Raw genomic sequence first — 22,089 nt, forward strand, 5'->3', positions numbered from 1 at the left:
GCGCGGAAAGTCGGGGCGCAAGACGCCCACCTGTTTCAGCGTGCCACTGGCAGTTTTCGATCCTGTGACGCTTTCATGCACATCCGATGTTGGGGAGTGCGTCGGACGTGATTCAGACGCTGCCCTCGCTTTCCACGACCAGGATCCGCGCCTCGCCGATCGGATGAGCGACGTGCGCCGTTCCAACGGAGGCATAAAAGATATCGCCAGTTTCCAGCCGTACGGCTTTCTCGATGTTTTCTTCTTTGTAATGCATGTCGACACGCCCATCCAATACCACGAACACTTCCTGGCCATCATTGACGTGCCACTTATAAGGTTGGTCAGTCCAGTGCAGGCGCGTGGTTATTCCATTCATGTTGGCAATGTCCAACGCTGCCCATGGACGTTCGCCGGTAAATGTTTTACTGCGGATGATTTTCAAACGAATACCTTCCTGAATGAGTCGTTCTGAACTTGAGCGCGGGTGATGTGGATACCCCCGGCGCCAGCGTCGCGATGATACGTGGGCTGACGACGGCTGCAACGGGATCGCCAACGCACTGGTCAATAACCGCAAGATTGCGCAAGTTGCGACGGCTTTTCCCATCTGTCTCGCGGCCTTTTACTCGCCATTGTCGCGATTCGGCGACCGGTAAGCCGCGAATTTAGCGGAGGACAGCCACGTTCGGCAGTCGATGTCCGGAATCCTTGCGGATTCGTCATTGTTGACCCATTTGATCGCCCCTAACATTCATTTCAACGGATTAGACGACTGGTCTACTCCAAAGTAACTACAGCAACAGTCAATTTACGCAATGCTCAAGACGGATAAGCAAAGTTGTCTTTCAGCGTGCCGGGTGCGACGAGCACTTAGGGCCTGATATACGCACCTTTCGAACTTACGAGCTGACTGATGTTGCACTTCTTATCTATATCGACTCACGCTTCTGGAGATTATTGATATGGCCACTGCCTCCCGCACACGTGTATCTAACAGCCTGTTCGACGGTCCTTATTACCTGAGCATTGCCGGCCAACTGGTCGAAACCCATGAAACATTCGATGTGATGAACCCGGCCACCGGCCAGGTTCTGGCTCAGGCACCGGCCGGCACCGCCGAGCAACTGGAAGACGCCATTGCCGCTGCCAAATCGGCGTTCAAAGGCTGGTCTGCGCTGAGCTACGACGAACGCGAGCAGTACCTGATTGCTTATGCCGACGCCTTGCAGGCGCATCGCGATGAATTGTCCGTGTTGCTGACGCTGGAGCAGGGCAAGCCGCTCAAAACCATGGCGCAGCCTGAAGTCGATCAGGCGATTTCCTGGATTCGCCAGATCGCCGCGCGGCGCATTCCGGTCGAGATCGTGGAAGAGAATGACAGCCACATCGTCGAGCTGCACCATACGCCGCTGGGCGTCGTCGGCGCGATCACGCCGTGGAACTTCCCGGTACTGCTGGCGTTGTGGAAGGTCGCGCCTGCGCTGCTGACCGGCAACACCATGGTGATCAAGCCGTCACCGTTCACCCCGTTGACCACTCTGCGTTTCGGGCAAATCGCCCAATCGGTACTGCCGGCCGGCGTTTTGTCGGTGGTCTCCGGCGGCAACGAACTCGGCCCGCAGATGACCGCTCACCCCGACATCGCCAAGATCAGCTTCACTGGCTCGACCGAGACCGGCAAGCACGTGATCCGCTCGGCTGCCGGCACGGTCAAGCGCCTGACCCTGGAAATGGGCGGCAACGATGCGGCCATCGTCATGCCCGACGCTGACTGGAAATCAATCATCCCGCAGCTGTTCTGGGGCGCCATCGGCAACTCCGGGCAGTGGTGCGTCGGCATCAAGCGCCTCTACATCCATCGCTCGTTCCATGCGCCGTTCGTGGCGGCGTTCGTCGAATACGCCCGTCAGCAGAAACTCGGTAACGGTCTGGATGCCGAGGTCACGGTCGGACCGGTGCAGAACAAGATGCAGTTCGACAAAGTCCGCACGTTCCTGGACGACATCAAGGCCAACGGCCAGAACATCGTTCTGGGCGGCGAGGTCGATGAAAGCCGTCCGGGCTACTTCATCCCGGTGACGGTGGTGGATAACCCGCCCGAGCAATCGAAGATCGTCCAGGAAGAGCAGTTCGGCCCCATCGTCCCGATCATCGTTTACGACGAAGTGGATGACGTGATCGAGCGTGCCAACGACAGCCCGTTCGGCCTCGGCGGTTCGGTCTGGGGGCGTGACACTCGCGCGGCGGTGGCGGTGGCCAATCGCCTGGAGACCGGCATGGTCTGGGTCAATGAAATGCACACCCAGGGCGTGGACATCCCGTTCGGCGGCCACAAGCAATCCGGGGTAGGCACCGAGCAGGGGCATGAAGGCCGGCTGCTGTTCACCAACCCCAAGACCGTCCTGATCAAGAAGTAAGCCGGCCGCTGGCCTCTCGCACAGAGAGGCCACGCGCCACTCGATTTATCTCCTCTTTCTCAACCGGAATACCGCCATGTCTCATCACGCTCTGTTTACGCCCGTGGAACTGGGTCGCCTGACCCTCAAGAACCGTATCGCTTTCCCGCCCCTGACCCGGCAACGGAGCGCCCAGCCGGGCGATGTCGCCTCCGACCTGATGTCGGTGTATTACCGCCAGCGCGCTTCGGCGGGCTTCATGGTCACCGAAGGTACGCAGATCGAGCCGCGCGGACAGGGCTATGCCTGGACGCCGGGCATCTACACCCAGGCGCAGATCGAGGGCTGGAGGAAAGTCACCGACGCGGTGCACGCTGAAGACGGCGTGATTTTCGCCCAGCTCTGGCACGTCGGGCGGGTCTCTCATCATGCGCTGCAGCCCGATGGCGCCGCGCCAGTGGCACCTTCGGCCATCCGTGCCGAAAACGCCAAAGCTTTCATTCAGACCGGTCCGGGCACCGGCGAACTGGTTGCGCCGTCACTGCCGCGTGCATTGAGCATTGCCGAAATCGAAACCCTGGTCGGGCTCTACGCCACCGCCGCGCGAAATGCGATTGCCGCCGGTTTCGACGGCGTCGAGATTCATGCCGCAAACGGCTATCTGGTCAATCAGTTCATTTCCGAGCATTCCAACCAGCGCGATGACCAATACGGCGGTTCGCTGGAAAACCGCCTGCGCTTTCTCCGCGAGGTGGTTCAGGCCGTCGCCGACGCCGTCGGTCCTGAACGTCTGGGCGTGCGCTTCACGCCGCTGTTCACCAGCACCGATCAGGACCGCGTGTACATCGGCATGGTGGAGAAAGACCCGCACCACACCTACATCGAGGCGATCAAGGTGTTGCAGGAGGCAGGCGTTGCCTATGTTTCGATTGCCGAAGCGGACTGGGACAACGCGCCCGATCTGCCCGAGCAGTTCCGTCGCGACGTGCGCACAACCTTCAGCGGCCGGATTATCTACGCCGGTCGCTACACCGCTGAGCGCGGCGCCCGGCTGGTAGAGGCGGGGCTGGCGGACCTCATCGGGTTCGGCCGTCCGTTCATTGCCAATCCGGATTTGCCGGCGCGCATCTCCAATGGCTGGCCGCTCAACCCGTTGATCCCGTCGACCCTCTACGGCGGCACGGAAGCGGGCTTCACCGACTACCCGGCCTACGCCGGCTGACCGCAACCCTTCGCCGGGCCGGCATGAGTCGGTCCGGCCCGTTCCGGGCTCGGAACCAAGCCGTCGCTGAGGGGCGCCATCGTCCGCTTGGCGCTGGTGGGCACGCCGGCCACCACGATCGCGTCGAGTGCCATTCATTCGGGGCAGTGCCGCTTCCGGCGCTCGGCATGGGCGGACCTTTCCCGCTGGCCATGACGCTGCCGCTTGACAATGCATCCATCCCGAAACGCTGCGGCCCAGGAAATCCGCGGGTTTCGGATCCAATAAGCTATCAAAGTGCTATTAGACGGAAGGTCGCTTCCAGCTATTGAGTTAGTAGTGGCTCAATGACATATTCGCGCCGTCTCCACTACCTCTCGTGTACAAAAATGCGCCCCCTCAAGTCGCTTGTAGCAGCCTCAGTGCTGATCAGCGGGTGCAATGGAATGCCAGTCGCTTTTACCCAGGATCCAGTCTATGACCAAGCGTTCGTCGTTCATTCCGGCGCGCCGCTGCCCTATATCCTGATGGGCACGGCGATCCAGTGGAATGAAGACTACGCGGTGACGGTCAAGCACATTCCTTATCTGTCAGGCTCGGTGTACCAGGGGCAGGGCGACGTGCAGTTCTTCCGCCACAAGGCCAATGGCGTCCCGCTCTGGCGCGCCTATCAGCCCGGCGAAGCAGTCACGGCGGTGGGCTTCAACTCGGTGTACATGTCGGTCAAGGGCAGCGGTCATGCCTTGCCGGCGATGGTCCGGCTGGACAGCAAAGAAGGCAACGTCATGTACGGCACCCACGATGGCCCGACCGCCAAGGGGATGTCCGGCGGGCCGGTTTTCGCCGCCGATGGCAAAGTGGTCGGCATCACCGTGGCGTTCCTTACGTCCGGTGACCTGACCGCCCTGAAACGTCCGGATCTGGCCAACCAGCCGCGGGTCAGCATCTTCATGCCGTACGCCGAGATCAACCGTGAATGGAACCGTTACCTGGCGCAGGCCGCCCCCGTCGCTGCGCCAGCCACCCACCTGGCCAGCCGCTGATCAACGCTCACGCAAGGCTTCGCGTGCGCGATTGAGCGGTTTGATCAGGTAGTCGAGCACGGTCTTTTCGCCAGTGCGGATGTCTACCGTGGCGATCATGCCGGGCACGATGGCGAAGCTTTTACCGGCCTTGTTGCGCAGTACATCCGACTGGGTGCGGATGTACACCCGGTAATAGAAGATCTCGGGTTTGACTTCGTCCTGGATAGTGTCCGGCGAAATGGTCACCACTTTGCCATCCAGGCTTCCGTAGATCGAATAGTCGTAGGCGGTGATCTTGACCTTGGCTTCCTGATCCGGATGGATGAAGGCAATGTCGCGCGGCGAGATGCGCGTCTCGATCAGCAATTGCTCATCCAGCGGCACGATCTGCATCAACTGACCGTTGGGCGGCACCACACCGCCGATGGTCGTGACTTCAATGTCCTTGACGACGCCGCGCACCGGCGAGCGGATTGTCAGGCGTGACAGCGAATCGGTGCGGCCGCGAATGACCGCGATCAGCGTCTGCGCTTCGGCGTTGGCCTTGGCCAGATCCTCACGCGCGCGCACCATGTAATCCGATTTCGCTTCGGTGACTTTCAGCTCAAGCTCCGATCGCTGACGGTTCAGCCGCAGCACTTCGACACGACTGGAAGCGCCGATCTTAGCCAGGTTTTCAGTGATGGCCAGCTCGTCACGCACCAGCTTGAGCGAACTCTGAATGCCTGCCAGGGTTTCTTCCAGGCCCTTGCGTCGAGTGGTGTACAGCTCGGTTTCGGCGCGGATCAGCTCGGGGTAGCGACTCAGTGACTCGTCGAACTTCAGCGGTTTCTCGCTCACTTCGGCCTGCAGTCGATTGACGCTCGCCAGCGCGGCCCGGTACTTGGCTTCACTTTCGCCGACATTGGATTCAGTCTTCACCGCGTCCAGTTGCGCAAGCACCTGACCGCGCTCGACGAGGGCGCCCTCGGTGACATTCATCTCCTTGATGATGCCGCCTTCCATTGACTGGATGAGCTGCTCGCGGGAGCTGGGCACGACCTTGCCGGTGCCGGTCGACACTTCCACGACTTCGAACCACGCCGCCCAGGCGAGAAAGCACGCCAGCATCAATGTGCATCCCCAGATCACCCGCACGCCGCCGGTGATGCTGCGCTCGTCGCTGCCGTCCAGATACGTCACCTGGTCGGGCAGGCGCGGCGTCTGGTCAGTGGTGAGTGATTTCATGCCTGAGCTCCTTGCGGCTGACGCAGTCGGGTGAGGGCCGCATCGCGATGGTCATCGATGACGATTCTGCCGTTGTCGACCACGATGATGCGTTCCACCAGTTGCAGCACGCTGACCCTGTGCGTTGCCACAATCAACGTGCGGCCCTGACACCAGGTCGTGAGCTTTTCCAGGAGCAGGCGTTCGGTGATGTCATCCAGCGACGCCGTGGGCTCGTCCAGCAACAGCACCTGCGGCTGGCGGATCAGCAGGCGTGACAGCAGCAGACTCTGGCGCTGCCCGCCGGACAGTCCCAGCCCGCCTTCCAGAATCAGATGGTCCATGCCTTTGGGCAATTGGCGGACGAAGTCGAGTGCGCCGGTCACCGCCAACGCCGCGATAATTTCCTGATCGCTGGCCTGACCGGCGCCCAGGGTGATGTTGTCTCGCAGCGTGCCGTGGAACAGCCGCGCCTGCTGGGACATCAGGCCGACATCGCGACGCAGGTCGGCCGGATCGATGTGAGCCAGAGCGATGCCGTCCAGGGTGGTTTCGCCGCTGCTCAGGTCCATGGCCCCGGCGAGCGCTTGCAGAAGGGTCGATTTACCCGCGCCGTTGCGACCCAGAACGGCGATGCGTTCGCCGGGACGGATCTTCAGGTCGATACCGCTCAGCGCTGGCGAGGCTTCTTCGCTATAGCGAAAGCCGGCCTGCCGCAGTTGATAGTCGCCGCGGATCGCCGGCAGGTGCACGCGCTGGCTGCCCTCGGGATGGTCCACCGGCATCTGCATGATCCGGTTCAAGCCCTGCAGGGCGACCTTGGCCTGTTGCCAGCGGGTCAGCACGTGGGTCAGTTGGGCCATCGGGCCCATCATCCGCGAAGACAGGATCGACGCAGCCACCAGACTGCCGGTGGTCAGGTCGCCGGAAATGACCATGGGCGCCCCGAAGACGATGACGATGGCAAACACGCCGCCTTGCACGTTCTGGGTCCAGGCCACCAGGCTGTTGGTCAGCGAGCGCAAGCGCAGGCTGCTGTCGGCCGATGCCGCGTTGTAGTGGTTCCACTGTTGCTGAAAGCGCTGCTCGGCTTGCAGCGCCTTGATGTCGTCCATGCCCTGGACGCTTTCCACCAGCATTGCATTGCGCAGCGCGGCCTCGCGCATCGATGCATTGGCCAGCTTCGCCAGCTTGCCCTGGGCGAGCATGCCCGGCAGCACCATCGCCACCAGCGCCAGCAACGGGATCAGCACCAGATTCCCGCCGATCAGATAAAACACCAGCAGAAACAGGAAAAAGAACGGCATGTCCGCCAGCGCCGTCGCGGTACTGGAGGTGATCAGGTCGCGGATCTGCTCAAGCTCGCGCAACTGTGAAATGAACGAGCCGGTGGATTTGGGGCGCACCGAATTGCGCAGGCGCAGGGCGTGGCCGAATACCAGGTCCGACACCCGCAGGTCGGCGCGTTTGCCGAGTACGTCGGTGATGCGCAGGCGCATGACGCGCATGACGAAGTCGAAGATCAGCGCCAGCATCACGCCGCCGAACAGCACATACAGCGTCGGCAGCGACTCGGCAGGGATGACGCGGTCATAGACCTGCATGGAAAACAGCACGCCAGCCATGCCCAGCAGGTTGGCCACCAGCGAGGCGAGCATCACCTGACTGTAGGGGCGCAGGTCGCTGAGGACGATGCGCCTGAACCAGTGCTCGTCGTACGGCTTGATGTAGTCGTTGGTGCGCACATCGCTCAGCGGCTGGGTGGGTCGCAGAATCACCGTGCGCAGCGCCTGGCTGGCCAGCGCCGACGGATCGATGCGACTCTGCAGGCCCTGATCGCCGCTGTAGGCGATGCCCAGTTCGCCGTGCTCGCTCACGCTTTCGATGACGCCAATCTGCCCGTCCTGCAACTGCACGATCAGCGGCGTTCGCCAGCGGCTCAGGCTCTTGTGATCATAGCGGGCGAACTTGACGCTCAGACCGGCCTGACGCGCCATGTGCCGGACGACGTCCTCCACCCGGCCTTCGCTGTGGATCGAAGCGAGGCGAATGCTTTCCGGCGAAACATCCAGCCGGTAGTGCCGCGCGACCTTGAGCACCGCTTCCAGCCACGGCGAGTAATCCTGGCGCTGGGGCCCGGCTGACGGATCGTGAGGGATGACCACGGAATCGTTCATGGCAGGATCTCCACATGCTGGATGGTGCTGTGATCGATACCGAAGGCACGTCGCAGCGCGCCACTGTTGTACAGGCAGTCGATCTGCAGACGGCGCAGGTCGGCCTGGGTGTTGGCGAGGTCGAAGCGCGACTGATGGATTTCCTGCTCGGCGTTGAGCAGGTCGAGCAGCGGGCGCGTGCCCAGTTCAAGGTACTGCCTGCCGTACAGTTCACGGGCTTCGGTGATGCTGGTCTGGCGGTATTCCAGCGAGTTGAGCCGGCGCGTGAGCCCGGAGGTTTGCGCCTGTGCTTCACTCAGTCCCTGGCGTGCCTGCAGGCGGGCGGCGTCTTCGGCCGAGTCGGCGGCAGTCAATGCGTACCCGGCCGCGCGGCTGCGGGCGCTGATGGCGCCGCCTTGATAGATCGGCACCTCCAGATTAAGGAAAATGCCGACCTGGGTGCGGTCGATGGCCGGGTTCTGATTGTCATAATTGTTGTCCAGGTACTGGTTGAACGACGGCTGCAGCGACAGCGTCGGATAGGCCTCGGACCTGGCCTGCGCCAGTTCGGCCTGCGCCTGGGTGCGTTGCGCGGCTGCCTGCAGCACGGCAGGCAGCGCGTCGGTGATGACCGGCGCGTTGCAGGCCTGTCCCAGCGACGGCGTAAACGCCTCGTTGACCTGCGGCGGCGTCTGGCGTCCGAGCAGGTTGGTCAGGGTGGCGAGCCAGCGGGCGTACTGCGCCTTGAACTCCTGCAACGTGGCCATGCCGCCCTCGGCGCGCGACTGGGCTTGAACGACATCGGAACGGGTGCTGGCGCCCATGTCACTGCGCTGCTTGGCAAGCTCGACGATGTCGCCGATGCCGCTGATCTGCTGGCGGGCAATTTCCAGCAAGTGTTGATAGCGCTGCACTTCGATGTAGGCGAAGGCCGTATCGCGGCCGACCTGATCGATCGCCAGCAGAATTCCGGCCTGGCTGCGGGCGGCCCGGGCTTTTGCGGCGTCGACGGCGTTGGAAACCTTGCCGAAGTCGTAGAGCATTTGCTTGAGCGAAATGCTGACCGACTGGCTGCTCGCATCGCTGCCGGTTCCGCTGCTGTATCCGCCTTTCACGCCGCCGGATATCTGCGGGTAGTAGCCGGCTTCGGCGACGTTGATGCCTTCGGCCTGCTGATACAGCGTACCGATGGCTTCGCTGATGCTGGGGTGCCAATCGACCGCAAGCCGCACCGCCTGCTCCAGGCCCAGCGTCTGGTTGTCCTCCCTCGCCGGCACAGAAGAGGCAGGCAGCACAGGTCTTTTGCGTGTATCGGCCGCCGGATGGGTTTGCAGGCGGGAAGGGCTGATGCTGCGCAGGCCGGGATCGATGTGATCCTGGGCCGTTGCAGCGGTAACCATCGGGTGGTACAGGCCGACGGTCAACACCACCATCGGCCATTTTTGACGACGAACGCCTCTCACATTATTCCCTTACTGTTCGAAAGCCGGCTTTCCTGGCAATTGCTTCAAACGACATGAATGCCGTTCTGTACCCATAAATGGTGAGTCGGGTCCTCCTGAGGTGTGTATTGGGTGTAGTCGATGCCGTTGGCCTGATGCACGCCGTCGGCAGCCCATGTGTTGGTGAGGTGCACGCTGTCCTCGGTGCCGCCCTTGATCAGCAGGGTGCTGGTGTCTGCCGAGGTGATCGCCAGCAGATCGGCCAGGCTCACCGTCAGCGAAACCGCGCTGGTGTGGTTCAGGTCCAGCACCTCGATGTTGTGGATTCGGCTCTGCAGATCGCCGAGGTTGATCGTCGCATCGCCGCCAGCCCACAACAGGGTATCAGTGCCGGTGCCGCCATCCACCGACGCGAACTTCTGGTCGGCGATAATCAGCGTGTCGTTACCGGCGCCGCCCTGCAGGGTGATGGCGCCGCCATGTGAACCATCCAGCGTGTCGTTGCCCTCCGTGCCCTGGATCAGCTCGGTGCCCGCCGCTGATGTCACGGTCGCTGCGTTGTGATCCTCGGCGCTGGTCAGTGTGCTCAGCGAGGCAACCGAAGTGCTGGCCAGTGCGCCGGCCTGGTCGAGATCGATGGTCAGGGTGGCCGTGTCGGTGGTGCCGTTGGGGTGAGTCAGCTGGTAGGTGAAAACGTCCTCATGTCCTATCACGGCGTTGGTCTGACCGGGCGTGAGCGTGTAGGTGTAACTGCCGTCGGCATGTACCAGCAGCGAGCCGTACGTCCCGGCAATCGTGGTGCCGTTGTAACCCGGCGTCACATAAGTGCTGCCAACGAGGACACTGAGTACGGTGTAGGCCGAGCCCAGAACGTCCGCCCCGGCGCCCGCCGCATCGGTCAGCAGGTTGCCGGCCACCGGTGTGTAGCTGCTGACCACGAACTGGTTGGTGTACGTCGCGGCATTGATCACGCTGGTGTTGACGGTGCTGAGCACACCCAGCCCGCCGACTGACACCTTCACCTGATACGTGCCGGAGGTCTGGTCATCGAAGCGGATGCCGTAATTGCCATTCCCCAGGTTCAACAGCGCCGAGCCGCCATAGCTCTTGACCAGCACGTACTGGTTGGTGGCAGTGTTGAGCTTGTACAGACCGACCGTCATCGCCCCGAGGAGGCTCACCAGATTACTGGCGTTGACCACTACGGTGAGGTCGCTGACGGTATTGGCCGCCACGCTGGTGGTGTAGGTGCCGCTGCCACCGCCGAGCAGGACGCCGAAGCTGCCCAGGTTCGAGGTGCTGGTCACCTCTCTGTTGACCAGGGTGATGTCCGTGGTGGCGAAGTCGTTGGTGGCGTCCACCAGCGTGGCAGGCGCGCCGAGATTAGTGTCGCTCCAGACCTCGGTGGCCTGCGGGCTGTCGATGCGCACATACAGATGCGCCGTGTCGCTCAGGCCGTTCGGGTGCACCAGTTGATAGTCGAACACATCGACCTTGCCGACGCTGCTGACCGCGCCGTTGGGCGTGTAGGTGTAATGCCCGCTGGCGTCGATGGTCAGCGTGCCGTAAAGCCCTTGCACGGTGACGCCGGTGCCGGCGCTGACATAGCTGCCGCCTTTCAGGATCTGCAGCTGCGCACCGTGGTCCGGACCGGTCTGGTCGGCCTGGCCGTCGGTGCCGACGTCGCTGATGACGTTGCCGGTGACGGGCGCGCCAGCGGTGCCGTTGAATTGCGTCAGGCTGGTGATGTCCAGCTGCAGTTGCGTGTTGACCGTTGCCAGCACGCCGATGCCGTTGCTCGCGACCGTCAGCCGATAATCGCCGCTGAGCAGGTCGCCGATGTTGACCCGCAGCCCTTGTCCGGCCAAGGCGACGAGGTCGAGCAGCCCCCCGTTGCCGTTGACGTCCAGGGTGATCCACGCGCCGCTGGCGCTTTTGACTTGCAGCGTGTAGACCACGCCGTCCAGCAGCGACACCAGACTGCCGGTGGTGAGGGTCAGGGTCGGATCGACACTGGTGCCGCTGCCGACGGTGAACGCGAAGGTCTTGGAGAACCCGGCCAGCAATGTAGTGAACGAGTCAGCGAAGTTCTGTGTGACCTTCACCGGCGCGATGACCACTGTGGCGGTGGCCAGATTGTCGCTGGCCACCACTGGCGCGTTGGCGTCGACGTCGGGCGCTGTGACCGTGCCGGAGACCGAGACGTTGCCGCGGCTGTCAGTGAGGCTGACGGTCAACCGCTCGCCGTTGATCTGCGCGGCGTTGAGTGTGACGCCGAAGCTGCCGGTCGGGCCAACGGTGGCGGTTCCGAGCACGGTGCCGCTGGCCGACTTGATGGTCACCGTCGAGCCGATTTCACCCGTGCCACTGACCGTCGCTCCGTCGGCGCTGACCAGTAGAGCGGCAGGCGCGGCGGGCGGTGTAAGGTCGGGCGCCGTGGTGGTGGCGGAAACCGATACGTTGCCGGCCGGGTCGGCCTGGGTCACGGTCAACACCTGATTGTCGATCTGTGCCGCTGCCAGGGCCACGGAGAAACTGCCATTGGCGGCAACGGTCGCGGTGCCCAGTACCGTGCCAGCGGCGTTGCGTACGGTCACGGTCGACCCGGCCACGCCGGTGCCCGTCACCACCGAGCCGCTGCCGTTGATGGCCACTGCGGTGGGCGCTGCGGGTGCCGTGATATCAGGCGCGGTCAACGTGGATGCGGCGGAGATGTTGGTGGCGCCGTCGACTTGCCGCACGGTCAGCACCTGACCGTCCAGTTGCGCGCTGTTGAGGGTGAGGTTGAAGGTGCCGCCATTGCCGACGGTGCCTGTGCCCAACAAGGTGCCGGCAGCGTTGTAGACGTTGACCGTGGCGCCCGCTTCGCCAACGCCCGTCAGTGTCAGACCGTTTGCGGCCAGGGCCAGCGCGGTCGGTGCGGCCGGGGCCTGAACGTCGGTGGCGGTCAGATCGGCCACCGGCGACGCATTGCCGGCAGCATCGGTCTGCTGAACATGCAGCAATTGCCCATTGAGTTGCGCGGCGGACAGCGACACCGTAAAGGTGCCCGCGGCGTTGACCGTGGCCGTACCCAGCAAGGTCCCGGCTGCATTGGTGACGCGCACGGTCGCGCCGGCTTCGCCGCTGCCGCTCACTTGCAGACCTGCGCTGTTCAGCGCCAGATTGCTCAGCCCGGCAGGCGGGGTGGTGTCGGCAGCATTGAGGCTGGCGTTCGTCGAGACGTTGCCGGCGGCATCGCTCTGGCTCACGGTCAACGCCTGCCCATTCAACTGCGGACCGGACAGCGAAACCGTGAAACTGCCGTTGGCGGCAACGAGTGCGCTGCCCAGTATCGCGCCGGTGGCGCTGCGTACGGTGACGGTCGCACCGGCTTCCCCGGTCCCGCTCAGCGCAGTGCCTGCGCCGTTCAGGGTCAGCGATGCAGGCGCGCCAGGAGCCGTGATGTCGGGCGCTGTCAGCGGTTGGTTCGCCGAGCTCAGGCCGGCGGCATCGGTCTGGTGGACGTTAATGCCCTGACCGTTCGCTTGTGCCGGCGTCAGCGTGGCGCTGAACGTACCGTTGGCGCCGACAGTTGCGGTGCCCAGCGTCGCGCCGTTGCTGGCGGTGACGGTGACGGTCGCACCGATTTCGCCGCGACCGGTCACCACGGTGCCTGTGGCGTTCACCGCAAGGTCGGTCAGCGACGCAGGCGCTGTGGTGTCGCCCGCCACCAGCGATGTCGGCAGGGAGGCGCCGCCGGCAACGGTGCTGGCGGTGACGCCGAGGTTCTCGCCGTTGGTCTGCGCCGTTTGCAGCGTGACGGTGAAGACGCCATTGCTGGCGGTGAGTCCCGTGCCGAGCACCGCACCGTTCAGGCCGTACACCGTAATGGTCGTGCCCGCAGCCGCGACCCCGGTCAGGGTCAAGCCATTGGCGGTCAGCGACAGGTTGGTCGGTGCATCGGGCGCAGGCGTTACAGGAACGGTGAGCGTTGCGTCTTCGGATGTGTTCAGCGCCGCATCCAGCTGGACGACCGTCAGTTCCTGGTTGGCTGTGATGCCAGGCGCCAGGTTGATCAGAAAGCTGCCGTTGGCACCCACCACGCCGGTGCCGACCGTGATGCCCGCGGCGTTGGTCACCACAATGCTCGCACCGACTTCGCCACGCCCGGCAAGGACAGTATGGTCGGCACTGATGGTCAGGTTGGTGACGGCTTCCGGCGCAAGGGTGTCGAGGGTGGTGTACGCCAGCGGCGCGGATTGATTGTTCGACCCGTCGCTGGCGACCACGGTGAGTACCTGGCCATTGTTCTGAGCCGCGTCGAGGGTTACCGAATAAGTGCCGTCTTCGCCGGTCACCGCCGTGCCCAAGACCGTTCCGTTCGCCGAGGTCACGGTGATCGTGCTACCGGCTTCGGCGGTGCCTGCCAGGGTGACGCCGTCGGTCAAGGATGTCACCGCAGGCAGCGCCGGCGGCGTGGTATCCGGCGCCGAAACCGTGGCAGGCGCAGCGTCGTTGCCGGCGACATCAGCCTGGACGACGGTCAGCGTCTGGCCGTTCACCTGAGCACTGGACAGTGTCACGCTGAAGCTTCCGTCGGCACCCACGGTAGCGCTGCCGAGCGTGTTGCCGCCCAGCGATACGCTGACCGTCGCCCCAGGCTCGCCGGTGCCGGTCACCAGCAGACCGTTCTGGCTCACTGCCAGATCGTCGACCGGCGCCGGGTCCGTGACATCGCGCACTTGATACGTGGTATCGGTCGAAACGTTGCTGCCGGTATCGGTCTGCGTGAGGTGCAGCGTTTCGCCATTCAGCTGCGGCGTGTTCAATGTGACGCTGAACGTGCCGTCAGCATTCACCGTTGCCGAGCCCAGGCGGATCCCGTCGGCAGTGGTCACGCGAACCGTCGCACCGGGCTCACCGGTGCCGCTGAGGGTGATGCCATTGCTGGTGAGCGTGGTGGCGACGGGCGGCGCAGGCGGCGTGACATCGGGGGCGGAAATTGTCTCGCCGATCGACGGGTTACCCGCCGCATCGCGCTGCACCACTGAGAGCTGCTCGCCATTGAGCTGGGCCACCGGCAAGGTCACGGTAAACGTGCCGTTCGCACTGACGGTACCGCTGCCGACGATGTTGCCGGCAGGATCGGTGACGTAGACGCTGGCACCGGCTTCGCCCGTGCCGCTGATGACATTCCCCGCGTCGTTGATCTGCAGGCCGGCCACGGTGGCGGGCGGTGTGGTGTCCGGCGCAAGCAGGCTGCCCGTCGCCGAGGCATTGCCCGCGGTGTCGGTCAGCACGACGAACACTTGCTCGCCGGCGGTCTGTGCCTGGGTCAGGTTGATCAGGAACGTGCCGTCGACCCCGACCGTGCCGGTGCCGACCTGTGTGCCGTCGGCCAGCGTCAGGCTCACCGTTGCACCGGCTTCGCCCGTGCCAGTCAGGACGTCGCCCGTTGCGTTGAATTGCAGCTGGGCGGCGACTGCCGGCGGCGTCAAGTCCGGCGCAGTGACGGTCGCAGGTTCGCTGACGTTGCCGGGCGGATCCGCCTGCTGAACGCTCAGGACCTCTTTGTTGATCTGTGGCGTGTTCAACGTCACGCTGAACGAACCGTCGCCCAGCACCGTGGCGGTGCCCAGAAGCGTACCGTTGGCGTCCTTGACCGTGACCGTGGCGCCGGGCTCGCCAGTGCCGGTGACCACGGCCCCGGCGGCATTGATCGAGACATTGTCCAGTGGATCCGGCGGGGTGAAGTCCGGCGTGGTCAGGCTTGCCGCCGGTGAGGCATTTCCCGCGCGGTCGGTCTGTACCAGTGTCAGCACTTCAGCGTTGGTCAGCGGATCGGCCAGGACCAGTGTGAAGGTGCCGGTGCTGCCGACCGTGGCGGTCCCCAGCACATTGCCGGCGCTATCGGTGACGGTAACGGTCGCGCCCGCTTCGCCATGGCCGCTGAGCGTGGCGCCGTCACTGGAAATCACCAGTTGGCTCAACGCAGCGGGCGCTGTGGTGTCGCCCGCATTGAGGCTGGTCGCGGTCGACGTGTTGCCAGCCGCGTCGGTCAGCGTCAACGACAACAGCTGCCCGTTTGCCTGCGCAGAACTGAGCGTGACCTGAAACGAGCCGTCGATGCGCACGCTGCCCGTGCCGAGCAGGGTGCCGTTGGCGCTGTAGACGTTGACCGTCGAGCCCGGCTCACCGGTGCCGGTCAGTAGTGTCCCCTCGACGCTCACCGCGAGGGCGGCAGGCGCCGTCGGCGCCACCAGGTCGCGAGCCACGACATTGAGGCTGGCGGACTCGTTACCCGACGCGTCGGTCTGGCTGACGCTCAGGGTCTGGCCCTGAATCTGCGGCGTGTTGAAGGTGATGCTGAAGGCGCCGTTGGCCGCCACTTGACCGGTGCCGACGATCACACCGCCTGCGCCCAGTACCGTCACCGTCGACCCGGCCTCGCCGTGCCCGGTCAGTGTGGCGCCGTTGGGAGCCAGCACCAGATTACTGAGGGAATCCGGCGCAGTGACGTCGGCGGCAACGTAGCCCGTTGGCAGAGAACTGACGCCGTCGGGAGAGGTGGCCGTCGCGGAGAGCGGCTCGCCGTTCAATTGCGCTGCATTCAGGGCTGCCGTGAACGTGCCGTCGCTGGCCACCAGCGCAGTGCCCAGCAGTACGCCGGAGGCGCTGCGCACGCTGACCGTACTGCCTGCAGTGGCGGTACCCGTCAGGGTGAGGCCGTTGCCGCTGAGGGCCAGGTTCTGCGGAGCAGGTTCGGCCAGATTACCGGGCGCGGTGACGGAGCTCGAAGGCGATGCGTTGCCCGCGGCGTCCGTCTGCACGACCGTAACGGTCGAGCCCGCAGGCGCCGCCGAAGTCAGCGTCACGCTGAAACTGCCGTTGCCGTTCACCGTTGCGGTGCCGAGTGTGTTGCCATTGGCGTCACGCACGACAATGCTGGCGCCCGGCTCGCCATTCCCGGCCAGGGTCAGGCCGTCGCCGCTGAGCGCCAGGTTACTGGTCGCCACTGGTGCTGTGGAATCCGCCGCGGTATAGGGCGCGGAAGCCGAGACGTTGCCCGCGGCATCGCTGGCCGTAACGGTCAGGGCCTGACCATTGAGTTGCGTGCTGGACAACGTGACCTGGAACGTGCCGTTGGCCGAGGCGGTGGCGGTGCCCAGCACGTTGCCGCCAGCGTCGCGCACGATCACCGTGCTGCCCGCTTCGGCGTTACCGGTCAGCTGCGACCCGGTGCTGTTGAGGGCCAGCGCGGCAGGCGCGTCGGGCGCGGTGAGATCGACCGACACGACATTCACCGCTGTGGACACATTGCCGGGCGGATCTTCCTGAGTAACGGTCAGAACCTGGGCGTTGATCTGCGCTGTGCTGAGGGTGAGGGTGAACGCGCCGTCCGCGCCGACACGTCCGGTTCCCAGCAGCGTGCCGTCAACGCTGCGCACCGAGACCAGTGCGCCCGGTTCGCCATGGCCCGTGACGGTCAGGCCATCGGCATTTACGGCCACCTGAGTGAGGGCAGCAGGCGGAGTGATGTCGGGCGCGGAAACCGTGGTTGATGGCGAGACATTGCCCGCCACGTCAGTCTGACTGACGTCCAGGGTCTGTCCGTTGCTGGGGGCGGACGGCAGGGCGACACCGAATGTGCCGTCCGCCGCCACCACGGCGCTGCCGAGCACGGCACCGCTGCCGTCAGTGACCCTGACCGTCGCGCCTGCTTCGCCCGTCCCGGTGAGCACAGTGCCGCTGGCGTTGACCTGCAGATTCTGCACGGCAGACGGCGGCGTTGTGTCGACGGTCGCAACCGCGGTAGGCGGTGAGACATGGCCGGCGGCGTCGGTCAGCGTGACTTGCAGTGGCGCGCCGGTGGTTTGCGCGGTCGGCAGGGTGACCTGGAAGTGGCCGCTCTGATCGACGATGCCGGTGTTGAGGATGTTTCCCGCCGCATCGCGCACGGTCACGGTCGCCCCGACTTCGCCCAGCCCACTGACCACGGTGCCGACATTGTTGATGGTCAGGCCCGTCGCAGCAGCGGGAGCCTGCAAGTCCGGGGCGATGACGCTGTCGGGTTGCGACACATTGCCGGCGGCGTCGCTTTGCGTGACGGTCAATGGTTGCGCGTTGATCTGTGCCGGGGTCAGCGTCACGTTGAACGTGCCATTGCTGGCAACGACCGCACTGCCCAGCACTGTCCCCGATGGATTGGTGATCGTCACCGTCGCTCCGGCTTCGCCGCGTCCCGACACCACACTGCCGCCAGCGTTGATGCTCAGACCGGTCGGAGCGTCGGGCGCCGTGCTGTCGGCGGCGACGATTATGCCGGGCACCGACGTGTGGCCGTCGGCGTCGGTTGCGGTAACGTGCAGCGACTGCGCGTTGAGCTGGGCGAAGCGCATCAGAATGCTGAAACGACCCAGGCTATCGACCCGGCCACTGCCAATATTCTGGCCGGTGCCGTCGAAGACATTGATGGTGGTGCCGGGTGTGCCCGAACCGGTCAGGGTGAAACCGTCACCGCTGATGGCCAGGTCCGAGGGCGAGGCCACTTGCGTGCCGTCAGGTCCGGGTAAGGTGACCGGCGGCGAACCGTTGCCGCCCGCATCAGTGCTGACCACGTTCAGATTGCTGCCGGCAGCTGCGGGCGGGTTAAGGCCGATGATGAACGTGCCGTCGCTGCCGACCGTACCGGAACCCAGCACGGTTCCGTCGGGCGCGGTCACCGTTACCGTAGTACCTGCTTCGCCGGTGCCTGAGACGCTGCTGCCGTCCGGACTGATCGTGAGGTTGTCCACTTGCGCAGGGGGGACGTTGTCCGGGGCGTTAGTGGCGATGGGGAGCGAATCGTTGCGGCCATCGGTGGCGATGACCTGCACCGGTTGTCCGTTATTCAGACCGCCTGGCAGAGGGAAGCTGAACGTCCCGTCAGGCCCGGCCGTCACGGTGCCGATCGTGTTGCCGTCGGCATCCACGATTTTCACTGCGCCGTCTGGCTGGGTGGTGCCGGTCAGCACGCCGTTGGCGTCGACGGCGACATCGCTCGGCGCGGGGGGCGCGGTCACATCCGGTGCGGTTACGGCGGCGGGCGAGGAGGGCAGGTTGCTGGCGTCGATCTGGATGATATTCAGTTGCTGACCATCCAGCTGCGCCGGGTTCAGCGTAACGGTGAAGGTGCCATTGCTGCCAACGGTCGCGGTGCCAAGCAAGGTTCCGCCTGCGTTACGCACTTCGATGGTATCGCCGGCAACGCCGTTGCCGGAAACGCTTTGACCGTCTGCGCTGATCGCAACGGCCGTAGGCGCCGTCGCCGGTGTGGTGTCTGGAACTGGCAGCGGCGTAGACGATCCGGCATTGCCTCGCGCATCCGACTGGGACACCTGCAACGTCTGCCCGTTGTTCTGGGCGGTGGGCAAGGTGACCTCGAATTGCCCGGTGACCGGGTCGGCGGTCGCGGTCGCCAGGATGTTGCCCGCCGCGTCGCGCACGGTCACAGTCGCGCCCGGTTCGCCCTGACCGGTCACCAGCGTGCCGGTCGGATCCAGCGTCACATCGGTGGGCGCGTCAGGTGCCTGAATGTCCGGCGCCTGCACGGCCACAGCGCCCGACGGCGTCGGCGACGCGTCGGCCTGACTGACGTTCAGCGTCTGGCCGTTGGTCTGAGCGGCGGAAAGATTGACCTCGAAGCGGCCATTGCTGCCCACCACGGCAGAGCCCAGCGTGACGCCATTGGCGTCCGTCACCGTTACCGTGGCGCCCGCCTGACCATTGCCGCTGATGACAAGACCATTCGCCGAAATGACAGCGTTGGTCACCGGTTCCGGCGTGCTCAGGTCCGGGGCGTTCACCGTCACCGACGTGGACTGATTGCCCGCGTTGTCGGCCTGGATGACTTGCAGCTGTTGGCCATCGGTCTGAGTGGTGGTCAGTGTCAGCGTGAATTGACCATTGCTGCCAACATTCCCTGTGCCGATCACCGTGCCGCTTGCATCGCGTACCGTGACGGTTGCGCCGGCTTCCCCGGAGCCAGTCAAGACCCGACCCTGACCGTCAAGCGCAAGCTGGGTCAGCGGCGCCGGCGCCTGGGTGTCGGGCGCGTGATAGGTCAGCGGCGGCGCGGCATTGCCGGCGCTATCGCTGGCGTTGATCGTCAAGGTCTGGCCGTTGTTCTGCGCGCTGCTCAGCGTCACGCTGAAGGTGCCGTCGGCCGATACCACGGTTGAGCCAAGGACACGGCCGCCCGCGTCGGTCACGGTGATGCGTGAGCCGGCTTCACCGGTGCCGCTCAACACCGTGCCGTTGGCACTGATGATGACATGGGCGGGTTGCAGCGGGCCGTCCAGGTCCGGTGCGGAAACGGGCGTGGTGGCCGACGGGTTGCCCGCAGGGTCGGTCAACACCACTTGCAATGATTGACCATTGGTCTGTGCAGCGTTGAGCGTCACGGAAAAACTGCCCGTCGGCGAAACGGTGGCGGTGCCCAGCACGTGGCCTTGAGCATCCGAGACCGTCACCGTTGCGCCTGCCTCGCCACGGCCACTCACGGACAAGCCGTTATTGGCGACGGTAAGGTCGCTGGCAGCGGTAGGCCCGGTGATGTCGGGTGCGCTGACGGGGACGGTCACCGAGCTTTCACCCGATGTGTCGGTGGCCTGGACATCGAGCACTTCGCCGTTGGCCTGGGCGGGCACGAGGGTGATCGTGAACCTGCCATCGCTGCCGGCCGTTGCGCTGCCCAGAACGTTGCCCTCTGCGTCGCGCACCTCGACCCGCGAGCCCGGCGAAGCGGTGCCGGTCAGTTGCTCGCCGTTTGCGCTGACGAGCAGGCCGGACGGCGTCGCCGGGCCGTCGGCATCCGGCGCGGTGACACTGAGCCCCGGTGAATGATTGCCGGCCGCGTCTGTTTGCGAGACCTGCAGCACGGCACCGGTTGCCACCGGCGTGGTCAGGTTGATCTGGAAGGTGCCGTTGGTGCCCACCACGCCGGTGCCGATGGGGTTGCCATTGGCATCATTGACCGTGACGGTCGCGCCAGGTTCGCCGCGGCCCGAGAGCTGAGTGCCGTCCGCACTGATGACGACGTTCTGGACCTGGGCAGGCACGGTCGTGTCGTTGGCGGTGAGCTGCACGGTCGAGGTATTTCCGGCGGCGTCGACGACGCTGACATCGAGTTTTTCACCATTGACCTGCGCGGCACTGAGCGCCACTGTGAAATTGCCATCGAGCCCGGCCTGCCCGGTGCCCAGCACCACGCCGCCCGCGCCGCGGATGACGATGCGCGCGCCTGCTTCGGCATGCCCGCTCAGCGACAGGCCGTCGGCCGACAAGGTGAGGGTCGTCGGTTGCGCCGGCGGTGTTGTGTCGGGCGACGTGATCGCCACGTTACTGGAGACGTTACCGGCAGCGTCTGTCAGGGTGACCTGCAACACCTGGCCGGCTGTCTGTGGCGGGTTGAGGGTGACGTTGAACGACCCGTCGGCGCCGACGACCGCGGTGCCCAGCACTGTACCGTTGGCATCGATCACGCTGACGGTGCTGCCGGCTTCACCGCGACCGCTGACCAGTTGCCCGCTGTGACTGATGGTCACGCCGGTCGGCGCTGTCGGCGGGGTGACATCGCCACCCGGTGGGTTGACGTCGACATCCGGGGCCTGTGCCTGGGCGGGCACCGAGGTATTGCCGGCTGCATCGGTCGCGCTGACCGACACGACCTGTCCGTTGGTCTGTGGCGGATTCAACGTCAGGCTGAAGGAGCCATCGGGCCCGACGATGCCGGTCCCCAGCAGCGTGCCATCCGCGCCGCGCACTTGAATCGTTGCGCCTGCTTCGCCGTTGCCGGTGAGAAGGGTGCCTGTGCTGTTGATCAGCAAGTTACTGGGCGCCAACGGCGCCGTGGTATCAGGCGGTGTCGTGCCACTGCCGCCACCGCTCGATCCACCACCACCACCGCCTCCACCGCCACCCGACGCGGCGGCCGCACCGCCTGCGCCCAGCAAGCCCAGCCCGGCAATGGCCCAGGCTGGCGTGGCGCTGCCGACCACGCCAGCCCCCGCGATCAATTCATCCAGAGAGTCGACCTCAGCGAAGGTGAACCCGTTGAAGGATTCGGCACTGTACTGAGCCTGCCAGAGCGTCCCGTCTTCAGCCTGAAAGACCATGTCGCTGGCGACGCCTTCCTGGGCATTGAAGAAGTTGGCGACCTTGACGTGTTCGCCGTTCTTGAGATTGACCACCAGGTCCTGACCGCTGCGGGTAACCGAGGCCACCTGGCTCGGCGCAACGGGCATTTGAACGACGGCGGGGTTGTCGAGGGCCAGGTCGCCCCAGGATTTGGCGGTGAGTTGAGAAGTTGATTTGTCGGCAACGACAATGTTGTCCATTTCAGGCAGTCCCTTTCATCGCAATTACGTTTCACGACAACGTAATGCTCACGCTAATTACCGCCGTGGAGCATCGTGGCGCTCCTAAAGCCGGCGGAGTTCTTTTGAGTGAAATCCGTTTGGAGGCAAATCTAGATTGGATCCACACGACTTCAATGGTCAGAGGATTGACATCACTGAAATGTTTCAGGAGTGGGCGTCGTAAGTGACTGGCAGGAAAGGACCGTCCATCGATCCGATATCGAAATGCCGGTCGTCGGGTAAGGCTGAGAAAGCCTTCAAACGAGGGCTTTTAGAGTTCGGTCAGATTGCACTTTTCGAG

Annotated in this window: 8 protein-coding genes; 3 read left to right on the forward strand and 5 right to left on the reverse strand. The window is 64.6% G+C overall.

Translation table 11 applies throughout. The features are described 5' to 3' along the window. Positions 1 to 112: 112 nt before the first annotated feature. Complete coding sequence (locus tag BMZ10_RS02750; RefSeq protein ID WP_093458514.1) at positions 113 to 424, reverse strand: cupin domain-containing protein; 312 nt, start codon at positions 422 to 424, stop codon at positions 113 to 115. Positions 425 to 944: 520 nt separating this feature from the next. On the opposite strand from BMZ10_RS02750, the gene BMZ10_RS02755 reads away from it, so the two are divergent. The 3 genes from BMZ10_RS02755 to BMZ10_RS02765 all read left to right on the forward strand — a co-directional run bounded on the left by BMZ10_RS02755 (position 945) and on the right by BMZ10_RS02765 (position 4,622). After that, positions 945 to 2,399, forward strand: coding sequence for an aldehyde dehydrogenase family protein (locus tag BMZ10_RS02755; RefSeq protein ID WP_093458515.1), 1,455 nt, complete (start codon positions 945 to 947; stop codon positions 2,397 to 2,399). 76 nt (positions 2,400 to 2,475) lie between these two features. After that, on the forward strand, positions 2,476 to 3,600 hold the full coding sequence (locus tag BMZ10_RS02760; protein WP_093458516.1) for an alkene reductase: 1,125 nt from the start codon (positions 2,476 to 2,478) through the stop codon (positions 3,598 to 3,600). Between the two features lie 425 nt (positions 3,601 to 4,025). Further along, entirely contained in the window at positions 4,026 to 4,622 is a 597-nt protein-coding gene (locus BMZ10_RS02765; protein ID WP_093458517.1) for a trypsin-like peptidase domain-containing protein, read from the forward strand. On the opposite strand, the gene BMZ10_RS02770 is transcribed toward BMZ10_RS02765, so the two are convergent. The 4 genes from BMZ10_RS02770 to BMZ10_RS02785 all read right to left on the reverse strand — a co-directional run bounded on the left by BMZ10_RS02770 (position 4,623) and on the right by BMZ10_RS02785 (position 21,767). Next, on the reverse strand, positions 4,623 to 5,831 hold the full coding sequence (locus tag BMZ10_RS02770; protein WP_093458518.1) for a beta-barrel domain-containing protein: 1,209 nt from the start codon (positions 5,829 to 5,831) through the stop codon (positions 4,623 to 4,625). It abuts the gene before it with no gap. After that, positions 5,828 to 7,987, reverse strand: coding sequence for a type I secretion system permease/ATPase (locus BMZ10_RS02775; protein ID WP_093458519.1), 2,160 nt, complete (start codon positions 7,985 to 7,987; stop codon positions 5,828 to 5,830). The genes BMZ10_RS02770 and BMZ10_RS02775 overlap by 4 nt, the downstream gene beginning before the upstream one ends. Beyond that, entirely contained in the window at positions 7,984 to 9,399 is a 1,416-nt protein-coding gene (locus tag BMZ10_RS02780) for a TolC family outer membrane protein (protein ID WP_093458520.1), read from the reverse strand. The genes BMZ10_RS02775 and BMZ10_RS02780 overlap by 4 nt, the downstream gene beginning before the upstream one ends. 74 nt (positions 9,400 to 9,473) lie before the next feature. Further along, positions 9,474 to 21,767, reverse strand: a complete 12,294-nt coding sequence (locus tag BMZ10_RS02785) for a BapA/Bap/LapF family large adhesin (RefSeq protein ID WP_093458521.1) — start codon at positions 21,765 to 21,767, stop codon at positions 9,474 to 9,476. Positions 21,768 to 22,089 lie beyond the last annotated feature (322 nt).

Origin of the sequence: Pseudomonas sp. NFR16 (assembly GCF_900108875.1) — a bacterium.
GTDB lineage: Bacteria > Pseudomonadota > Gammaproteobacteria > Pseudomonadales > Pseudomonadaceae > Aquipseudomonas.

Excerpts from the sequence above, each read along its gene's own strand:
- BMZ10_RS02755 (WP_093458515.1), top strand. The coding sequence starts at position 945 with ATGGCCACTGCCTCCCGCACACGTGTATCTAACAGCCTGTTCGACGGT.
- BMZ10_RS02760 (WP_093458516.1), top strand. The coding sequence starts at position 2,476 with ATGTCTCATCACGCTCTGTTTACGCCCGTGGAACTGGGTCGCCTGACC.
- BMZ10_RS02765 (WP_093458517.1), top strand. The coding sequence starts at position 4,026 with ATGCCAGTCGCTTTTACCCAGGATCCAGTCTATGACCAAGCGTTCGTC.
- BMZ10_RS02770 (WP_093458518.1), bottom strand. The coding sequence starts at position 5,831 with ATGAAATCACTCACCACTGACCAGACGCCGCGCCTGCCCGACCAGGTG.
- BMZ10_RS02775 (WP_093458519.1), bottom strand. The coding sequence starts at position 7,987 with ATGAACGATTCCGTGGTCATCCCTCACGATCCGTCAGCCGGGCCCCAG.
- BMZ10_RS02780 (WP_093458520.1), bottom strand. The coding sequence starts at position 9,399 with ATGGTGGTGTTGACCGTCGGCCTGTACCACCCGATGGTTACCGCTGCA.
- BMZ10_RS02785 (WP_093458521.1), bottom strand. The coding sequence starts at position 21,767 with ATGGACAACATTGTCGTTGCCGACAAATCAACTTCTCAACTCACCGCC.